General features: G+C 71.8%; 15 protein-coding genes. 9 read left to right on the forward strand and 6 right to left on the reverse strand.

The window, feature by feature from the left end:
- Positions 1-12: 12 nt before the first annotated feature.
- Positions 13-402 carry a barstar family protein gene (locus ACGFZA_RS08470; protein WP_385273311.1) on the reverse strand — a complete coding sequence of 130 codons (390 nt, stop codon included), beginning with the start codon at positions 400-402 and terminating at the stop codon, positions 13-15.
- Positions 403-506: 104 nt separating this feature from the next.
- Positions 507-899, reverse strand: a complete 393-nt coding sequence (locus tag ACGFZA_RS08475) for a ribonuclease domain-containing protein (protein ID WP_393678261.1) — start codon at positions 897-899, stop codon at positions 507-509.
- 329 nt (positions 900-1,228) lie between these two features.
- Here ACGFZA_RS08475 and ACGFZA_RS08480 point away from each other — a divergent pair, with 329 nt between their 5' ends.
- Positions 1,229-1,627, forward strand: a complete 399-nt coding sequence (locus tag ACGFZA_RS08480; RefSeq protein ID WP_385273305.1) for an ATP-binding protein — start codon at positions 1,229-1,231, stop codon at positions 1,625-1,627.
- 51 nt (positions 1,628-1,678) lie between these two features.
- On the opposite strand, the gene ACGFZA_RS08485 is transcribed toward ACGFZA_RS08480, so the two are convergent.
- Both ACGFZA_RS08485 and ACGFZA_RS08490 read right to left on the reverse strand, forming a co-directional pair.
- Complete coding sequence (locus ACGFZA_RS08485) at positions 1,679-2,758, reverse strand: DUF2637 domain-containing protein (protein WP_385273302.1); 1,080 nt, start codon at positions 2,756-2,758, stop codon at positions 1,679-1,681.
- A 225-nt stretch (positions 2,759-2,983) separates the two neighbouring features.
- Entirely contained in the window at positions 2,984-3,832 is an 849-nt protein-coding gene (locus ACGFZA_RS08490; protein WP_393678264.1) for a (2Fe-2S)-binding protein, read from the reverse strand.
- 146 nt (positions 3,833-3,978) lie between these two features.
- Between ACGFZA_RS08490 and ACGFZA_RS08495 the strand changes: the two genes are divergently transcribed.
- Positions 3,979-4,740, forward strand: coding sequence for a GntR family transcriptional regulator (locus ACGFZA_RS08495; RefSeq protein WP_385273295.1), 762 nt, complete (start codon positions 3,979-3,981; stop codon positions 4,738-4,740).
- A gap of 134 nt (positions 4,741-4,874) precedes the next feature.
- On the forward strand, positions 4,875-5,357 hold the full coding sequence (locus ACGFZA_RS08500; RefSeq protein WP_393678267.1) for a hypothetical protein: 483 nt from the start codon (positions 4,875-4,877) through the stop codon (positions 5,355-5,357).
- A gap of 23 nt (positions 5,358-5,380) precedes the next feature.
- Here the strand turns inward: ACGFZA_RS08500 and ACGFZA_RS08505 are convergent, their stop codons facing one another.
- Both ACGFZA_RS08505 and ACGFZA_RS08510 read right to left on the reverse strand, forming a co-directional pair.
- Positions 5,381-6,166: a hypothetical protein gene (locus tag ACGFZA_RS08505; RefSeq protein WP_385273289.1), complete on the reverse strand. Its 786-nt coding sequence runs from the start codon at positions 6,164-6,166 to the stop codon at positions 5,381-5,383.
- Positions 6,167-6,360: 194 nt separating this feature from the next.
- Positions 6,361-8,085 (reverse strand): PucR family transcriptional regulator, encoded by a 1,725-nt coding sequence (locus ACGFZA_RS08510; protein ID WP_385273286.1) that lies wholly within the window; start codon positions 8,083-8,085, stop codon positions 6,361-6,363.
- Between the two features lie 255 nt (positions 8,086-8,340).
- Between ACGFZA_RS08510 and ACGFZA_RS08515 the strand changes: the two genes are divergently transcribed.
- The 6 genes from ACGFZA_RS08515 to ACGFZA_RS08540 all read left to right on the forward strand — a co-directional run bounded on the left by ACGFZA_RS08515 (position 8,341) and on the right by ACGFZA_RS08540 (position 18,985).
- Positions 8,341-9,231: an FAD binding domain-containing protein gene (locus ACGFZA_RS08515; protein ID WP_393678270.1), complete on the forward strand. Its 891-nt coding sequence runs from the start codon at positions 8,341-8,343 to the stop codon at positions 9,229-9,231.
- A gap of 2 nt (positions 9,232-9,233) precedes the next feature.
- Positions 9,234-9,827, forward strand: coding sequence for a (2Fe-2S)-binding protein (locus tag ACGFZA_RS08520; protein ID WP_385273280.1), 594 nt, complete (start codon positions 9,234-9,236; stop codon positions 9,825-9,827).
- 3 nt (positions 9,828-9,830) lie between these two features.
- Complete coding sequence (gene pucD / locus ACGFZA_RS08525) at positions 9,831-12,215, forward strand: xanthine dehydrogenase subunit D (protein WP_385273277.1); 2,385 nt, start codon at positions 9,831-9,833, stop codon at positions 12,213-12,215.
- A 262-nt stretch (positions 12,216-12,477) separates the two neighbouring features.
- Positions 12,478-13,935: an NCS2 family permease gene (locus ACGFZA_RS08530; protein ID WP_393678273.1), complete on the forward strand. Its 1,458-nt coding sequence runs from the start codon at positions 12,478-12,480 to the stop codon at positions 13,933-13,935.
- A 35-nt stretch (positions 13,936-13,970) separates the two neighbouring features.
- The gene (locus ACGFZA_RS08535; RefSeq protein ID WP_393678275.1) at positions 13,971-15,122 is read left to right on the forward strand and encodes an XdhC family protein; all 1,152 of its coding nucleotides are present in this window, start codon (positions 13,971-13,973) and stop codon (positions 15,120-15,122) included.
- Positions 15,123-15,229: 107 nt separating this feature from the next.
- The gene (locus ACGFZA_RS08540) at positions 15,230-18,985 is read left to right on the forward strand and encodes a S8 family serine peptidase (RefSeq protein WP_393678277.1); all 3,756 of its coding nucleotides are present in this window, start codon (positions 15,230-15,232) and stop codon (positions 18,983-18,985) included.
- The last annotated feature ends 139 nt before the right edge of the window (positions 18,986-19,124 follow it).

Below are 19,124 nucleotides of genomic sequence, written 5' to 3' on the forward strand. Positions count from 1 at the left end.
CCCGGAGCGGTCTCAGAGCAGCCGCAGGGTGTCCGGGCCCGTCCGGTCCCGGATGATCTCCACCAGGCGGTCGAAGAGAGTGGGGCCGATTCCCGCGGCCGCCTGCGCCGATTCCGCGCGCAGGCGCTGCTGGTTGCTCGCATGGGCCCGGCCGGCCAGCCGGCCCAGGTGGCGCGCGGTCTCCTCGTGGCCCAGCGCGCGGGCCGATCGTGCGTGGTCGCGCCACTCGATGACGAAGTCGCCGTCGTCCGGCGTGCCCATCCCGCCGCTCAGGCAGTCCGCGAAGGCGTCGAGGTTCCGGCCGAAGTAGCCGCCGGGCCCGTTCACCGCCTCGCCGATCACGTCCCAGAACCGCTCCAGGCCGGTGACCCGGGAGCCGTCGATCACATAGGTCACGGTCATGGGGGGAGCGTACAAGTACGCCGCTCCGGTGGTCCGCGCCGCAGGTGGGGGACTACGGCGCGGACCGGACCGGGGGAGCGGCCCGCTGGAGACCCGTGGGCCTGTCAGCAGCCGTGGTCGACGAGGTCGAAGGTCTCGTAGTGGTCGCCGGTGTAGTAGTCCTCCTGGACCTCCTCGCCCGTGACGATGCGTCGCGCACCGCGGGTGGAGGAGCCGGGAGTGATCACGGTGTACTCGTGGTAGTAGCCGGTGCTCTGTCCGGGCAGCACGCCTTCGCGGTTCTGGAAGACGGTCCCGTCCTGGTCGTAGGGGAAGGGCCCGCCGGCGTCGATGAGGTCGAGGGTGTCGTGGGCCTGGGACGGCAGCGCGGAATAGCAGATGCTGCCGACCGAGGTGGTGGCGGCGGTCGCGGTCGCCGCGACGGGGCCGCCGACGAAGAGGACGGACAGGAGGGCGGCGACGCCGCCGAGCGTGGTGATCCGTGGGGGGATTCGCATAGCCACCATGATGACGCGCGTAGATGTGGTTCCGTCAACGCCAACAAGAGTGAATTTTTGGGAAGTTAACCGAGGAGAAGGTAAACATCGCGACCCGCGCGAGCGGGTGCACGCCGCGAGTGCGCCGCTCGTTCGGCGGCTGACGGCGTGGCGGCGGGGCGCCCGTCACCTGGCCCCGGATCCAGGATTCCGCCACGGGCGGGGGTGGTTCCCGTGGCAGCCCTGCGCCCTTTGACGCGTCGGCAAGCGTGACAGCGCGTAGGCGGGGCATGCATTGCGTGAGCACCTTCGGAAACAGGGGGCGATTCACTGTGTGGGCGGGGGAAACGATGGGGCGTCAGGACTTGGCCCGACTGCATCGCAGAGTCGGCCGCGCCGATCTGGCGGCCGTCGCGGAAGTGCGGGGCGCAGTAAGGGAATTACTGCGATACCGATGGAAGGAGGAGCCCGCGCAAGTGGCCGAGCTGCTGCTCAGCGAGCTCGTGACCAACGCGCTGGTCCACACGGACGAGGGAGCGGTCGTCGCCGTCAGCGTGGCGCCGCAGAAACTGCGCGTGGAGGTGCGGGACTTCGTCCCGGGCATGCCCGTGTCGCACGTACCGGACGCCGACGACGGTACGCACGGCAGGGGACTCGTCCTGGTGGAGAGCCTTGCGGACTCCTGGGGCGTCAGCCCGCACGCCCTGGGCAAGGTGGTCTGGTTCGAGCTGGACGGCGAACGGCCCTGACGCTCCGAACGGAGCGTCAGGGCCGTCTCCCGCAGGTCCGCCGGCCGGGCATCAGCCGAACTGCTGCTCCAGGTCCTTCAGCTTCTGCTCCAGGGAATCGAGTCTGGGCAGTGCCTGGGTGTCGTCCTCCGTGGTGAGGTCGACCGTTCTCGGATCGGTCGACCCCAGCTCAGGAACGTCCCTCGAGTTCGGGCCGTTCACGGCTTGCAGGGATGGCCGGGGTCGCAGGGGCAGCTGACCCGGCTCGGATATGGCGGGCTCCGCGACGGACTGCGCGGAGCCCGTCGCGGAGGCGATGGCCTGGACGTCCACCTGGGTGGCGCCCCGGCCGACCCGTCCCCAGGCCCGGTTCTGCCGGTTCAGGGCCTTGATCTGCGCCCGGTCCAGCTTTTCCTGATCCCGCCTGCGGAGACGGTTCTGTTCGTTCTCCCGGCGGTCCTCGCGTACCTCGTCGACCGCTTCGTCCAGCGTGCGTACGCCTTCGAGGAGCATCAGCGACCAGGCGCCGAAGGTCTCCCGGGGTGCGCGCAGCCACCGTACGATCCGGATCTGCGGCAACGGACGGGGCACCAGGCCCTGTTCGCGCAGTGCCGCCACCCGGGTCTGTTTCAGCGCCCGGTCGAAGAGGACGGCCGCCGAGAGCGACATCCCCGCGAAGAAGTGCGGTGCTCCCGCGTGGTTCAGGCCGCGCGGTGCGTGCACCCAGTTGAACCAGGCGGCGGCACCGGCGAAGGTCCACACCAGCAGCCGTGAGCCGAGTGCGGCGTCTCCGTGGCTGGCCTCGCGAACGGCGAGCACGGAGCAGAACATCGCCGCCCCGTCGAGGCCGAACGGCACCAGATACTCCCAGCCTCCGGAGAGGCCGAGATTCTGCGTGCCGAAGCCGACGAGTCCGTGGAAGGAGAGCGCGGCGGCGACCGCAGCGCAGCAGAACAGCAGAACGTACGAAGCGGTGGCGTACAGCGCCTCCTTGCGTCTGCGACGGTCCTCGCTGCGTTCCCAGGTGTCGTCGGCCGCGGATGTGTCAGAGGCGCGCTTGCCGCGCGCGACCACCGCCACCGCCGCCAGGACCCCCGCCAGCAGGACGGCGGCCGGAAGCAGCCAGTCAAGCGATATGTCGGTCAGTCTCATGCGCGGTTCCTTGCGTCGCGATAGGGCGTTTCGGGCGCCATCGTGCCGGGAATCACGTCGCGTTCAGATGGTTTCGGGGCAAGTGAACGCCAATGGGTGGCGGATGCCCCGGATAACCGCGATCTGGTCGAATGACCGTATGTCGAAGAGGAGTTGTGTTCGAATCGCGCCACTCGTGCGGGGGGCAGGGACCGTCGGTCCGTACCGCCCCGCGCGGGCCGCCGGTCAGGGGGCGGGCGTCAGCTTCCGGACCCGGTCCGCGTCGCAGGTGCGCGGGCAGGTGACACAGGTGTCCTCGGGCCGCACCGTGTAGAACATGCAGCAGCTCGCCCGGTCCCGGGTGGGCAGCGACTCCCCGTCCGGTCCGGTCAGCTCGCGGAAGCCCGCCGTGCCCACGTACGGCTTCGTGGTGCCGGGCAGGAGCGCCTCCAGCTCGGCCATCGCGCGCCGCTCCTCGCCGAGGAGATGGGCGATGTACCAGAGGCCCTCGACGACCTCGTCCGTCGCCATGCCCCACAGGGCCCGCTTGCCGCGTCGCATCCGCGGGCCGAACCCGTCGAGCACCGGGCCCAGGTGGTCGGCCACGGACGCGAGCACCTCGGCGCGCAGCGCGGCCTCGTCCGCCACCACGCGGGCGCCCGGCAGCGCCGACGCCGGATCGTCGGGCAGGCAGGCGAATTCCCGTACCCGTACCGTCAGATGGCCCAGACCCCGGTGGAAGGCCACGTCCTCGACCGGGATCCGCGGCACTCGCCGGTGCAGGAACCACGGCACCGTCACCAGCAGGCAGGCCGGCCACGCGTAGCGGTGCAGTCCGAAGCCGGCGACCACGTCGGGCCGGGCCGGCTGCCCGTAGTCCCGCAGCACCTGCGCGTCGTCCCAGGCGAGGAAGGTGTCCAGTCCGCTGCCGCCGGCGGCGAGCTCGTGGGCGCCCACCCAGCCGGCGCCGCCGGGGGAGGGCTCGGCGTCCGTGAGCGCCTCGGCGCGCAGCCCGGGAAAGACCTCGGCCAGGCGCGCGTACGCGTCCGTCACCGCCGAGGTCGTCGTACCGGGGAGCAGAGTGGGCAGGGTCATGCAGGGACCACCGAATCACGATCGTTTGCAGGTAAGCCTTACCTTACCCGACACAATCGATGTTTGAACTGCGGCCTCCTCCGCCTATCGTGCACAGGGGGCTCCGCGCACGCGAGCCGCGCACGCGACCGGCCGAGGAGGTAGCAGTGGAGCAGGGCAGAGCCCGTGAGGACATGTGGACACCGCATGCGTCCCCCGCGCCCATGACCGCCTCCTCGTCCCTCCGGGTGCCCGAGCAGGCTCGCGGCGAACACACCCACAACGAGCCGGCCGCCCCCCGGACGCCGGTGCAGCGGCACTCGGTGCGCGGCCAGATCCTGGACGCCCTGCGCGCCGCCCTCGTCGACGGCGAGCTGGCTCCCGGGCAGGTCTACTCCGCCCCGGCGCTCGGCGCCCGTTTCGGGGTCTCCGCCACCCCCGTGCGCGAGGCGATGCAGCAGCTGGCCGTGGAAGGGGCCGTGGAGGTCGTACCGAACCGCGGCTTCCGGGTCGCCGAGCGCGGTCCGGCCGAGCTGGCCGAGCTGGCCGAGGTGCGGGCGCTGCTCGAGGTGCCCGTCATGCTCCGGCTCGCCCGCACCGTCCCGCCGGCCGGCTGGTGCGCGCTGCGCCCGCTGGCCGACGCCACCGTCGCCGCGGCGGCCGTCGGTGACCGGGCGAGCTACGCCGAGGCGGACCGGGCCTTCCACGGCGCGGTGCTCGCCCTCCACGGGAACGCCCAGTTGGTGATGGTGGCCGACGAACTGCACCGCCGCTCCCAGTGGCCCCTGGAGGGAAACCCCGTCACTCGCCGTGCCGACCTGCTGGCGGACGCCGCCGAGCACACGGCCCTGCTGGACGCGCTGGTCGCCCAGGACGTGACCGTCGTGCAGGCGCTGGTACGCGAACACTTCGCCGGCGCGGACCGCTGATCACGCCCGTGCGGGCTGCCGGTGGTGCCACGCACCGCTGACCTCTCCCGCGCAGGGGCCGCTGCCGCTGCCGCCGCGGGCCGTCGTGAGTACTCTGTGCCCCTCATCGCATGATCGTTTTCCAGGGGGCGGGGATGGCACGGAACCGAGGGCTACGAGGGGCGTCGGCGCTGCTGGTGGTGCTGGGGCTGACATCGGCGGTGGCGGGCTGTTCCGGCTCCGGAGGTGCGGACGGCAGGCCCGCCGGAGCATCGGCTCCCGCGACGCCGTCGCCGAGCACGAGCGCCACGCCTACGGCCCCGGACTCCGCCGCGCCCGCACCGGCACCTTCCGCGACCCCGTCCGCCCCCGTGACCCGGTCAGCCTCCGTGGCCCCGTCCGTCTCCGCCGAGGCCCTCGTCTCCGTGCGGCCGACGCGGCGGCCCGCACCGGTGAAATCCCCGGTCACGCCGCCCCGGCGCGACGGCGGCGGGCAGCACGGGAAGCCCGCCGCCTCGGTGCCGCAGAACCCGAACCGGGGTCCGAACCCACCGCCCGCTCCGCCGCGTCCGACGCCGACCCCCGAGTGGGGCGACGCGGGCTGGAAGCCCGGCGACCCGGTGGAGGACGGTGTCTGACGGGTGCCGTGGCCGGCCCGCGCTCAGTTCGCCTCGGCCGTCTGCGGACCCGGCGGGTCCAGATGCGGCGCCAGCCAGGTGGGTACACCGCCGAGCAGCCGGAACAGCCTGCCCGCCTCGGCGCGCAGCCGCGTCGCGGTCTCCGGCTCGGGCTCGGCGTCCGCCAGCGCGATGAGGGCCGGGGCCGTACCGATCAGATAGCCCAGCTCCTCCCTTATCCGCAGGGATTCCGCGAAGCCGTGCCTGGCCTCGGCCAACTCGCCCTCGCGCAGGGCGATCAGGGCCAGATGGCGCCAGGTGGAGGAGAGCAGCAGCGCGTCCCCCTGGGCCGTGGCGCCGGCATGGGCCCTGCGGTACGCGGCGCGCGCGGCCTGCGGCGAGTCGGCGATGTTCTGTGCGATCAGACCCCGCCGGAAGTCGAGCAGCGGACGGCCCGGGGCGGCCGGGGCCAGGAGCGCCGCGGCGCGGCTCAGCGCCACCCGCGCCTCGTCCGCCCGGTCCCGGACGCCGAGCAGGGTGGAGGCGTAGGCCAGGTAGCCGCGCTCGCAGGCGGCGGCCCCGCGCTCGGCGTCGTCGTGGGCCATCGCCTCAGCGGTGCGCAGCGCGTCCTCCGCGTCCGTCCAGCCCTGCCCGGTGTACAGACACCGCTCGGTCAGCAGCGCCGTGCGCTGGAGGGCCGCCGCCGGGTCGGTGGCGGCGTCGTGTTCGAGCAGTGCCGCGGCGTCCGTCCAGCAGGCGCGTGACCGCAGCCGCCATACCGCTGTCTGGAGCGGCGGATCGTCATCTGCTGTCGTTCCGGAACCAGACATGGCGGTATGCGCCACATTGCCCTCCCCGAGCGCGCCATCGAGCTGTGGAGAGCGTCCGGCCACCGGGCCGGATGCTCTGAGTCTGGCCGCATCACAGCACGGAATGGCACGCCGGGCCAAGAGGTCGAGGCAATGTCAGGTGAAACTTTTCACAATCGGCGGGAGCCGGTGGTCGCCGCCCCGACCCCCGGAAGTCAGCTCATACGCAGGGCGAGGAAGAAATCGAGCTTGTCCTCCAGCCGCGAAAGGTCACGCCCCGTCAACTGCTCGATTCGCCCGACGCGGTAGCGCAACGTGTTGACGTGGAGGTGCAGCCGGGCGGCGCAGCGGGTCCACGAACCGTCGCAGTCCAGGAACGCCTCCAGGGTCGGGATCAGCTCCGCGCGGTGGCGCCGGTCGTAATCGCGCAGCGGGTCGAGCAGCCGTGCGGTGAACGCGCGACGCACGTCGTCGGGGACGAACGGCAGCAGCAGGACGTGCGAGGCCAGCTCGTGGTGGCCGGCCGCGCAGACCCGCCCCGGACGGGCCGCCGCCACCCGGCGGGCGTGCCGTGCCTCCTCCAGGGCGCCGCGCAGTCCCTCGGCCGAGTGCACCGCGGCGCTGACACCCAGTGTCAGGCGCCCGTCGTCGGCGAGGCCCGCGGAGAGCGGGGCGCGCACGGCGGCCAGCACGGCGTCGGCGTGCAGCGCGGGGTCGCTCTTCGAAGCCTCGGCACCGGCCTCGTCCGCTTCGGGCAGGGCGTCGGCGAGGGCGGGCAGCGGTACGAGCGCGATGGCCTCGTCACCCGAGTGGGCGACCGCGATCCGGTCCGCCGAATCCGGCCCGGCCACCGCCGGGTCGACCAGGATCTCCTCCAGCAGCGCCTGGGCGACCGGCCCGCCCGCGATGCCGGAACCGGCGCCGCCGGGCGCGTCCGGCTCGTCCCACTCGACCCGGGCCACCACCACCTGCCAGTGCGGCGCACTTCCGAGTCCGGGCAGCAGGACCGGGGCGGCGACCCGCAGCCTGGCGGCGATCTCGGCCGGCGGCGCACCGGCCTGGACCAGTTCCAGGACCTCCTGGGCGAGTCTGCGGCGCACCGTACGGGCCGCGTCGCGCCGGTCCCGTTCCACCGCGATCAGCTGGGTGACGCCCTGGAGCAGGTCGAGCCGGGCGGCCGGCCAGTCGCCCGCGTCCGCCTCGACGGCCAGCAGCCAGTCGGAGAGCACCGACTCCCGCACATCGCGGGAGGCCGGCACGGCGCCCCGGCCGTTGTTGCGGATCGGGAAGAGCGAATACGTCACCCCGTCGACGGTGGCCCGGTGCGGGGCGCGGCGGCCGGAACGCACCGCGGCCAGATGCAGTCCGGCCAGCTCCGCGCCGGCCGGTCCGGACAGCGGCGCCGCACCCGCTCCCGCGATCTGCCGGCCGGTGGGCGAGAGCACCCAGGCGTGCAGGTCGAGATCGGAGCCGAGCAGATCGAGGACCACCTCGGGTCCGCCGCCCGCCGGCCCCGAGGTCATCAGCCTGCGGTGCCGGTCCACCACCGCGGCCAGGTCGCCCGCCCGCTCGCCCGACACCTGGCGGACGACATACTCGGTGATCGTTGCGAACGCGACGGTCTCGTTCACGGCGAAGAGCGGCAGCCGGTGGCGCCGGCACGCCTCGATCAGATCCTCCGGAATGGCACCGAGCTCCGCCTCGCCCGCCGCGAGCCCGGCGACCCCGGCCCCCGACAGGATCCGTACGAACGGCTCCGAGTCCTTCGCGTCCCGGTGCCAGGCCAGCCCGGTCAGCACCAGCTCGCCGCCCGTGAGGTAGCGGCTGGGGTCCCGCAGGTCGGTGGTCATCACCCCGCGAACCGACCGGTCCAGCTCCTCGTCGCCGCCGAGCAGCCGCAGGCCCAGCGCGTCGGTCTCCAGCAGTGCGCGCAGCCGCATCTCGTCGCCGCCGATCTCATTCGTTGGTGCGGGTGAAAACTGGGTATTGCGGTGAGGTCACCGATCACCGCCATTCGTTCGAATCTACAAGACGAGCGTGGAGAGCAGCCAACTCCTTCATGGTTTCGGTGACTGCACCAGGTGGAGCAGGGCTTGTGTACTGGGTCACACACCGCGTGAACAAGACATGAACAAGTCGAGGGCCGGCCGTCCCCAGCCCCAGCGAACGACCGATTGAGAAGAAGAGAGCCACTCATGGACTTCCTTCGCCCCGCCAGCTGGGAGGAGGCGCTCGCCGCCAAGGCCGAGCACCCTACGGCTGTGCCCATCGCGGGCGGCACCGATGTGATGGTCGAGATCAACTTCGACCACCGGCGGCCCGAGTACCTCCTGGACCTGAACCGCATCGGTGACCTGTCCGAGTGGGAGGTGGGCCAGGAGAGCGTACGACTCGGCGCCTCTGTCTCGTACAGCGCCATCATGGAGCACCTGCGCGCCGAGCTGCCCGGACTGGCGCTCGCCTCGCACACCGTCGCCTCGCCGCAGATCCGCAACCGCGGCGGCGTCGGCGGCAACCTGGGCACCGCCTCGCCCGCGGGAGACGCCCACCCGGCGCTGCTCGCCGCGGGCGCCGAGGTCGAGGCCGAGTCCGTCCGCGGCACCCGGATGATCCCGATCGACGCCTTCTACACCGGCGTCAAGCGCAACGCCCTGGAGCCGGACGAGCTGATCCGGGCCGTGCACATCAAGACGGCCGACGGGCCGCAGCAGTACTCGAAGGTCGGCACCCGCAACGCGATGGTCATCGCCGTCTGCGCCTTCGGCCTGGCCCTGCACCCCGAGACCCGCACGGTCCGCACCGGCATCGGATCCGCCGCCCCGACACCCGTACGGGCGAAGGAGGCGGAGGACTTCCTGAACGCCGCGCTGGAAGAGGGCGGGTTCTGGGACAGCCGCACGATCATCACCCCCTCCATCGCCAAGCAGTTCGCCACGCTCGCCGCGGCCGCCTGCAACCCGATCGACGACGTGCGCGGCACCGCGAGCTATCGCCGCCACGCGGTCGGGATCATGGCCCGCCGGACCCTCGGCTGGACCTGGGAGTCGTACCGCGGCAACGGCCGCAGCACCGAAGGAGCCGCCTGATCATGCGCGTCAATTTCACGGTCAACGGCCGCCGGCACGAGGCCGACGACGTCTGGGAGGGCGAGTCCCTCCTGTACGTCCTGCGTGAGCGGATGGGCCTGCCCGGTTCCAAGAACGCCTGCGAGCAGGGCGAATGCGGCTCCTGCACCGTCCGCCTCGACGGGGTCCCGGTCTGCTCCTGCCTGGTGGCCGCCGGCCAGGTCGAAGGCCGCGACGTCGTCACCGTCGAAGGCCTCGCCGACTTCGCCGCCCACCGCTCCGAGGCCCACCCGGGCACCGGCTGCGCGTCGGGCGCCTGCGGTGTCACGGTCGACAAGGCGCAGCGGTGGAAGGCCAAGCCGTCCACCGAGGAGACCCGCGACACGGGAGAGCTGTCCCCGATCCAGCAGGCGTTCATCGACGCCGGAGCCGTCCAGTGCGGCTTCTGTACCCCGGGTCTGCTGGTCGCCGCCGACGAGCTGCTGGAGCGCACCCCGGAGCCGTCCGACGCGGACATCCGCGAGGCGCTCTCCGGCAACCTCTGCCGCTGCACCGGCTACGAGAAGATCCTCGACGCGGTCCGCCTCGCGGCCGCCCGCGCGGAAGAAACGGTCTAGACGATGGGCGTTACCGGTTCCCCCACCAATATCAACCAGGGCACCCGCACCAAGGGCGGCATCGGCGAGTCCACGCTGCGCCCCGACGGGATCCTGAAGGTCACCGGCGAGTTCGCGTACTCCTCGGACATGTGGCACGAGGACATGCTCTGGGGCCACACCCTGCGCTCCACCGTCGCGCACGCCGAGATCGTCTCGATCGACACCTCCGAGGCGCTCGCCACCTCCGGCGTCTACGCCGTACTCACCTACGACGACCTGCCGACCGCGATGAAGAACTACGGTCTGGAGATCCAGGACACCCCCGTACTCGCCCACGGCAAGGTCCGCCACCACGGTGAGCCGGTGGCGCTCGTCGCCGCCGACCACCCGGAGACGGCCCGCCGTGCGGCGGCGAAGATCCGGATCGACTACCGCGAGCTCCCGGTCATCACCGACGAGGCCTCCGCGACCGCCCCCGACGCGATCCTCGTCCACGAGGGCCGCGACGACCACCACATCGGGCACGTACCGCACCCCAACATCGTCCACCGCCAGCCGATCGTCCGCGGCGACGCGGAGGCGGCGAAGGCCCGCGCCGACGTCGTGGTCAGCGGCGAGTACGTCTTCGGCATGCAGGACCAGGCCTTCCTCGGCCCCGAGTCCGGTCTGGCCGTGCCGTCCGAGGACGGCGGCGTCGACCTGTACGTCGCCACCCAGTGGCTGCACTCGGACCTCCGCCAGATCGCCCCCGTCCTCGGGCTGCCCGAGGACAAGGTCCGGATGACGCTCTCCGGCGTCGGCGGTGCGTTCGGCGGCCGCGAGGACCTGTCGATGCAGATTCACGCCTGCCTGCTGGCGCTGCGCACCGGCAAGCCCGTGAAGATCGTCTACAACCGCTTCGAGTCCTTCTTCGGGCACGTCCACCGCCACCCCGCCAAGCTCTGGTACGAGCACGGCGCCACCCGTGACGGCAAGCTGACGCACATGAAGTGCCGCATCGTGCTGGACGGCGGGGCCTACGCCTCCGCCTCCCCGGCCGTCGTCGGCAACGCCTCCTCGCTCGCCGTCGGCCCGTACGTCATCGAGGACGTCGACATCGAGGCGCTGGCCCTCTACACCAACAACCCGCCGTGCGGGGCGATGCGCGGCTTCGGCGCCGTCCAGGCCTGCTTCGCCTACGAGGCGCAGATGGACAAGGTCGCCGCCGAACTTGGCATGGACCCCGTCGAGTTCAGGCAGCTCAACGCCATGGAGCAGGGCACCCTGCTGCCGACCGGCCAGGTGGTCGACTCGCCCGCCCCGGTCGCCGAACTGCTGCGCCGGGTCAAGGCCAGGCCGCTGCCGCCGGAGCGCCAGTGGGAGAGCGCCGGCGAGCACGCGGATGTCCGCGCGCTGCCCGGCGGACTCTCCAACACCACGCACGGCGAAGGGGTCGTACGCGGCGTCGGCTACGCGGTCGGCCTGAAGAACGTCGGCTTCTCCGAGGGCTTCGACGACTACTCCACCGCCCGGGTGCGCATGGAGGTCATCGGCGGCGAACCCGTCGCGACCGTGCACACCGCCATGGCGGAGGTCGGTCAGGGCGGCGTCACCGTCCACGCCCAGATCGCGCGTACCGAACTCGGCGTCTCCCAGGTCACCATCCACCCGGCCGACACCCGCGTCGGCTCGGCGGGTTCGACCTCCGCCTCCCGGCAGACGTACGTCACCGGCGGCGCCGTGAAGAACTCCTGCGAGGCCGTCCGGGAGCAGGTTCTGGAGATGGGCCGCCGCAAGTTCGGCACGTACCACCCCGCCTGGGCCACCGCCGAACTCCTCCTGGAAGGCGGCAAGGTCGTCACCGACGGCGGCGAGGTGCTCGCCGACCTGGCCGACGTGCTGGAGGACGAGTCGGTCGACATCGAGCTGGAGTGGCGCCACCGGCCCACCGAGGCCTTCGACCTGCGGACCGGACAGGGCAACGGCCACGTCCAGTACTCCTTCGCCGCGCACCGGGCGGTCGTCGAGGTCGACACCGAGCTGGGCCTGGTCAAGGTCATCGAACTGGCCTGCGCCCAGGACGTCGGCAAGGCGCTCAACCCGCTCTCCGTCATCGGCCAGATCCAGGGCGGCACCCTCCAGGGCATGGGCATCGCCGTCATGGAGGAGATCATCGTCGACCCGAAGACCGCGAAGGTACGCAACCCGTCCTTCACGGACTACCTCCTGCCCACCATCCTCGACACCCCGACCATCCCGGTCGACGTGCTCGAACTGGCCGACGACCACGCCCCGTACGGGCTCCGTGGCGTCGGCGAGGCCCCCACCCTGTCGTCAACCCCGGCCGTCCTCGCGGCGATCCGGAACGCGACCGGGCTGGAGCTCAACCGGACCCCGGTCCGCCCGGAGCACCTCACCGGCACCTGACCGGAGCTCCCCTCAGCTCTCCGGGCGGTGCACGGCTCCAGGGAACGTCACACTTCCTCCGCCCGCACCGCCCGGAGAACCCAAGTTCCGCACCGCTCGCGGCCCTTGACGCTCTCCATCAGCAGTACCCGTTTCTCTCCACTCCGCATGAACAGTTCGTCTCGGGCCGTCCCCCGGGTCGTGCCGCCAGCGCAGTCATCCCAAATCCCGCATTTCGATTCTCCATCGCGGGTGCCCCTGTGAACCTTGGGAGTCAGGCATCATGACCCAGCAGTCAGTGGAACCGAAGACCGGCGCGGAGGACGCGGGCTCCGGCTCGCGCGTCCCCGCCGGCAGATCGTGGCTCGACCGGTACTTCCACATATCCGAGCGTGGATCGACCGTCGCGACCGAAGTGCGCGGTGGTGTCACGACCTTCATGGCCATGGCATACATCCTCCTGCTCAACCCGCTGATCCTCGGCGGCAAGGACGTCGACGGCAATCTCCTCAGCCAGCCCGGACTGATCACCGCCACCGCGCTCGCGGCGGCGACGACCACCCTGCTGATGGGATTCGTCGGCAAGGTCCCCCTCGCGCTCGCCGCGGGGCTCAGCGTCTCCGGCGTCCTGTCCTCGCAGGTCGCCCCGGAGATGACATGGCCGCAGGCCATGGGCATGTGCGTGATGTACGGCCTGGTGATCTGCCTCCTGGTGGTCACCGGTCTGCGTGAGCTGATCATGAACGCGATCCCGCTCCCGCTGAAGCACGGCATCACCATGGGCATCGGGCTCTTCATCGCCCTCATCGGCCTCTACAAGGCCGGCTTCGTCCAGAAGGGCACGGCCACCCCGGTCTCCCTCGGCCCGACCGGTGAACTCGCCGGCTGGCCCGTCCTCGTCTTCGCGGTCACCCTGCTGCTGATCTTCATGCTGCAGGCCCGCAACATCCCCGGCGCGATCCTCATCGGCATCATCGTCGGTACCGTCGTCGCCGTCGTCGTCAACAAGGTCGCCGACGTCGACCCGAAGATCTGGAGCAGCGGCCCGCCCGAGCTGACGGGCTCCGCGGTCTCCTCACCCGACTTCTCGCTCTTCGGGGACGTCGAGTTCGGCGGCTGGGGCGACGTGGGCGCGATGACCGTCGGCTTCATCGTCTTCACCCTGGTGCTGGCCGGCTTCTTCGACGCGATGGCGACCATCATCGGTGTCGGTACGGAGGCCAAGCTGGCCGACGACAGGGGCCGGATGCCCGGCCTGTCCAAGGCGCTGTTCATCGACGGCGCGGGCGGTGCGATCGGCGGCGTCGCCGGGGGCTCCGGCCAGACGGTCTTCGTCGAGTCGGCGACCGGCGTCGGCGAGGGGGCCCGGACCGGGCTCGCCTCCGTCGTCACCGGACTCTTCTTCGCCGCCTGCCTCTTCTTCACCCCGCTCACGGCGATCGTGCCGGCCGAGGTGGCGTCCGCCGCCCTGGTCGTCATCGGCGCCATGATGATGCAGAACGCCCGGCACGTGGACTGGAGCGACCGCTCCGTCGCCATCCCTGTCTTCCTGACCGTGGTCCTGATGCCGTTCACGTACACCATCACCACCGGTGTGGCCGCGGGCGTCATCAGCTACGTCGCCATCAAGGCGGCCCAGGGCCGGGCCCGTGAGGTCGGCGCCTTCATGTGGGGGCTGACGGTGATCTTCGTCATCTACTTCGCCCTGCACCCGATCGAGAGCTGGCTCGGCGTCAGCTGACGCCGCCGCTCCACCCATCCGCCAAGGAGACCGAGATGCTGGACATCGCCGAGGAGCTCGACCGATGGGCCGCGCAGGGCCGCGACTTCGCCGTCGCCACCGTCGTCGCCGTCGGCGGCAGCGCGCCCCGGCAGCCGGGTGCGGCGCTCGCCGTCGACCGTGACGGCACGGCGATCGGCTCGGTCTCCGGCGGGTGTGTGGAGGGCGCGGTGTACGAACTGTGCCAACAGGCCCTCGACGACGGCACGACCGTACGGGAGCGGTTCGGCTACAGCGACGAGGACGCCTTCGCGGTCGGTCTGACCTGCGGCGGTGTCATCGACATCCTGGTGACCCCGGTCAGGGCGGACGACCCCGCCCGCCCGGTGTTCGCCGCGGCGCTCGCCGCCGCCTCACGGGGGGAGGCGGCGGCGGTGGCCCGGATCACCGACGGCCCCGCCGAACTCCTCGGCCGGCCCCTGCTGGTCCACCCCGACGGCAGTCACGAGGGCGGGCTCGGCGGACATCCCGAGCTGGACCGCACCGCGGCGGCCGAGACCCGGGCCATGCTGGACGCCGGCCGTACCGGAACCCTCACCATCGGCGCGGACGGCTCGCAGTGCGGACAGCCGCTCACCCTGCTCGTGGAGTCCAGCGTCCCGCCGCCCCGGATGATCGTGTTCGGGGCCATCGACTTCGCCTCCGCGCTGGTGCGGGCCGGGAAGTTCCTCGGCTACCACGTCACGGTGTGCGACGCCCGCCCCGTCTTCGCCACGAAGGCCCGCTTCCCGGACGCCGACGAACTGGTCGTCGACTGGCCGCACCGCTACCTGGCCGCGACCGGCGTGGACGCCCGCACCGTCCTGTGCGTCCTGACGCACGACGCCAAGTTCGACATTCCGCTCCTGGAGGCGGCGCTGAGACTTCCGGTCGCCTACGTCGGCGCGATGGGCTCGCGCCGCACCCACCTGGAGCGCAACGACCGGCTGCGCGACGCGGGCGTCACCGAACCGGAGCTCGCCCGGCTGCACTCACCGATCGGGCTCGACCTCGGGGCGCGTACGCCCGAGGAGACGGCCCTGTCGATCGCCGCCGAGATAGTCGCCGACCGGCGCGGGGGCAGCGGTGTCCCACTGACCGGCGCCCACACCCCGATCCACCGCTCAGGCACCCTGGCACCGGTCGGGCGCATCGCCTCCGTGGCCTGACGGCGGGTGCCCCGTCCGGGTTCCGGAACAGGCGGTTCTCCGCCGCGGCGGTTTCCCGCCAGCCGTGGTCGATGACGTACCGGTGCGCCAACCGGTAAATCAGGGGCATGACTTCGACTCCCTCCACCGCCGCCGGCCGGGCGAGACCCGCTCGTGCGCGGCGCCGAGCCCTCCTCATAGCGACCTCCGTCGCCCTGGTGAGCGGTGCGCTGCTGCCCGTCACGGGTTCCGCGTCCGCCGCCGGGGGGACCGCGCCGTCCGCCGGCCGCCCCGCCGCCCCGGTCCGTCAGTACGACATCACCCTGGTCACCGGCGACGTCGTCCACTACGCCGACGGCGCGGGCAAGCAGGACACCGTCACCGTGGACCGCCCCGAAGGCGCCGTGGGCGGGGTCCACGTCCAGCAGGCCGGGGACGACCTCTACGTGCTGCCGGACGAGGCGGCGAGCCTGATCGCCGCCGGCACGGTGGACCGCCGCCTCTTCAACGTCACCGCCCTCGCGAAGATGGGCTACGACGACAAGAGCACGGGCGGCATCCCGCTGATCGCCACCTACCCGGCGGGCAAGGCCCGTTCGCTGCCCGTCGCCCCGCGCGGAAGCCGGACCGTCCGTGCGCTGGATTCCATCCACGGCGCGGCGCTGAAGGCCGCCAAGGACACCGCGCGCGCCTTCTGGGACGACATCGCGAAGACGCCCACGGCCCGTTCGCTGGACGACGGCATCGCGAAGCTGTGGCTCGACGGCCGCGTCGAGGCGGCGCTCAAGGACTCCGTACCGCAGATCAACGCCCCGCAGGCGTGGGCCGAGGGGTACGACGGCAAGGGCATCAAGGTCGCCGTCCTGGACACCGGCATCGACGCCGACCACCCGGACGTCAAGGACCGCATCCTGGAGTCCAGGAGCTTCGTGCCGGGCGAGGAGGTCGACGACAAGAACGGCCACGGCACCCACGTGGCCTCCACGATCGCGGGCTCCGGCGCCGCGTCCGACGGCGTCAACAAGGGCGTCGCCCCGGCCGCGGACCTGATCGTCGGCAAGGTGCTCAGCAACGAGGGCTCGGGCGCCGACTCCGGCATCATCGAGGCGATGGAGTGGGCGAAGGCGGAAGGCGCCGACGTCGTCTCCATGAGCCTCGGCTCCAGCATCCCGGACGACGGCTCCGACCCGATGTCCCAGGCCGTCAACACCCTGTCCGCGGACGGCGGTCCGCTCTTCGTGATCGCCGCGGGCAACGCCTACGGCGCCGGCACCATCGGTTCGCCCGGCTCGGCCGACAAGGCGCTCACCATCGCCGCCGTCGACAAGCAGGACAACCGCGCCGACTTCTCCTCCATGGGCCCGCTGACCCGCTCCAACGGTCTGAAGCCGGACCTCTCCGCGCCCGGCGTCGACATCAACGCGGCCGCCTCGCAGTCGGTCCCGGGCATCGAGGGCATGTACCAGTCGATGTCCGGCACGTCGATGGCGACCCCGCACGTCGCGGGCGCCGCCGCCATCCTGAAGGAGCGTCACCCCGACTGGACCGGTCAGCGCATCAAGGACGCGCTGATGACCTCGTCGAAGGTGCTGCCCGCCTACACCCCGTACGAGCAGGGCACCGGCCGCCTCGACGTGAAGGCCGCCATCGACACGAAGATCGAGGCCACCGGCTCCGTCGAGGTCGCGTCCTACGACTGGCCGCACAGCCCGTCCGACCCGGTCGCCGAGCGGACGATCACCTACCGCAACAGCGGCACCGAGGACGTCACCCTCGACCTGGCGACGGACAGCGACTCGGCGGCGTACACGCTGTCGGCGAAGCAGCTGACCGTCCCGGCCGGTTCGACCGCCGAGGCGGTGCTCTCCCTCGACCCGTCGAAGGCCGCCGTCAACACCACGTTCTCCGCGCAGGTCATCGCGAAGGACGCCTCGGGCGCCGTCGTCGCGCACACCGGGTTCGCCCTCACCAAGGAGCAGGAGCTCTACGACCTGAAGCTGGAGCTGCGCGACCGCTCGGGCGAGCCGATGGACGGCGTCGTCGTCCTCGCCGCGCTCGGCGATGCGAACCTGAGCCCCGTCCAGGTGTCCGGCAGCACCACGCTGCGGCTGCCCCCGGGCAACTACACCGCGTGGTCCGCCGCCGACGTCAAGGGCGACACCGCGGACTCGCGGGCCCTCGCCTTCCTGGCGGCCCCCGAGATCATCCTCGACAAGTCCACCACCGTCACCCTCGACGCCTCCGCGGCCCACAAGGTGGCCGTGAAGACGCCGGAGGAGACCGAGACCCGCCAATTGCGCTACGACATGGCGCGCACCGCGCCGGACGGCACCGTCCAGCGCGACGCGTACCAGATCCCGCTGACGTACGACCAGCTGTGGGCGAGCCCGACCAAGAAGGTCACCCAGGGCAGCTTCTCCTTCCTGACCCGCTGGCGTCAGGGCGAGAAGCTGGTCGACCTGACGGCCGACGGCCGCGATGTGCCGGTGGCCGTGCAGGGCGGTTCGTCCGTCGCCGAGGACAGCCGGCAGCGGCTCGGCAGCGTCTTCGCGGGCAACGGCGCCCCGGCCGACTACGCCGGCCTCGACGCCAGGGGCAAGGCGGTCGTGATCCGCAGCAGTGACACGGTGGCACCCGCCGACCGGGCCGCGGCCGCGATCGCCGCCGGCGCGAAGGCACTGTTCGTCGTCAACAGCGGCGACGGCGTCCTGATGGAGTCCTACGCGGACTACGGCACCACGCTGGCCATCCCCGTCGCCTCCGTCCAGCGCCTCGCGGGAGAGGGCCTGGTGAAGGCCGCCCAGCGGGGCAGGCCGCTGACCGTCGACCAGCACAAGTACGCGTCCTACGTGTACGACCTGGTCGACCGCCACGACGGCACGATCCCGGACCGCTCGCTCGCCTTCGCCCCGTCCACCCGGCAGCTGGCGAAGGTGGAGAACACCTACTACGGCCACCGGGACGTCGTCGGCGGCGGCTACCGCTACGACATCCCGGACTACGGCTACGGCATCGGCTTCGCCGAGTACGAGAAGTACCCCGCCACCCGCACCGAATGGGTCACGCCGCTGCCGGGTGCCTCGTTCTGGTACGAGGACCACGCCGTCTACAACGAGGCCGGCACCGACACCTCGCTGGAGGAGCGCAGCGCCGAGCTGGACTACACGGCGGGCCGCACCTACCCCGCCGACTGGTTCGCACCGGTCGTACGCCCGCGCCTGGGCACCGGCTACTGGGGGCCCAACCGCTCGCAGTACGGCGACATCCAGTACAACATCACGCCGTGGACGGACGGGGGCGCCGGGCACTCGGGCTCCATGCCGGACAAGGAGTACGACACCGGGACGGTCGCCGTTTACCAGGGTGGCACGCTGCTCGACGAGGCCCCCGGCCGCGCCGGGTACGTCGGGAACCTGGCCGACGAGAAGCTGCCCTATCGGCTGGTGCTCGACGCCTCGCGTGACGCGGACATCTGGAAGACCTCCGTCCGCACGCACTCGGAGTGGTCGTTCGTCTCGGGCGCGCCCGATCCCGAGGGCCCGTACCAGGTGGACATTCCGATGCTTCAGCTGGACTACGACGTCGCGACCGACCTGGCCGGTGACGTGAAGGCCGGGAAGTGGACCGAGATCGGTCTGTCGTCCACCACACAGGAGTGGCTGGAGGGCGCCGTGAAGGCGACGAAGGCCTCGCTGTCGGTCAGCTACGACGACGGGAAGACCTGGAGCGCGGTGCAGCTGAAGAAGGACTCGGCCGGTTCCTGGACCGCCCGGTTCAAGACCCCGAAGAAGGGCGCCACCGCCGTGTCGCTCAAGGTGCACGCCGAGGGCGGCGACGGTCTCGCGGTGGACCAGGAGATCATCCGGGCCTTCGGCCTGAAGTGACCTGCTGAGAGGTCCGCTTGAGGCGGTCGCGCACCCCGGTCCCGAGGTGCGCGGCCGCCTTCCTGCTGTCTTCAGAGCGACCAAAATGTGCCTGCTTTGCCCGTATATGGCAGGCGATAACGCCAGAAAGGGACTTTTT

The organism is Streptomyces sp. NPDC048211 (genome assembly GCF_043202315.1).
GTDB lineage: Bacteria > Actinomycetota > Actinomycetes > Streptomycetales > Streptomycetaceae > Streptomyces.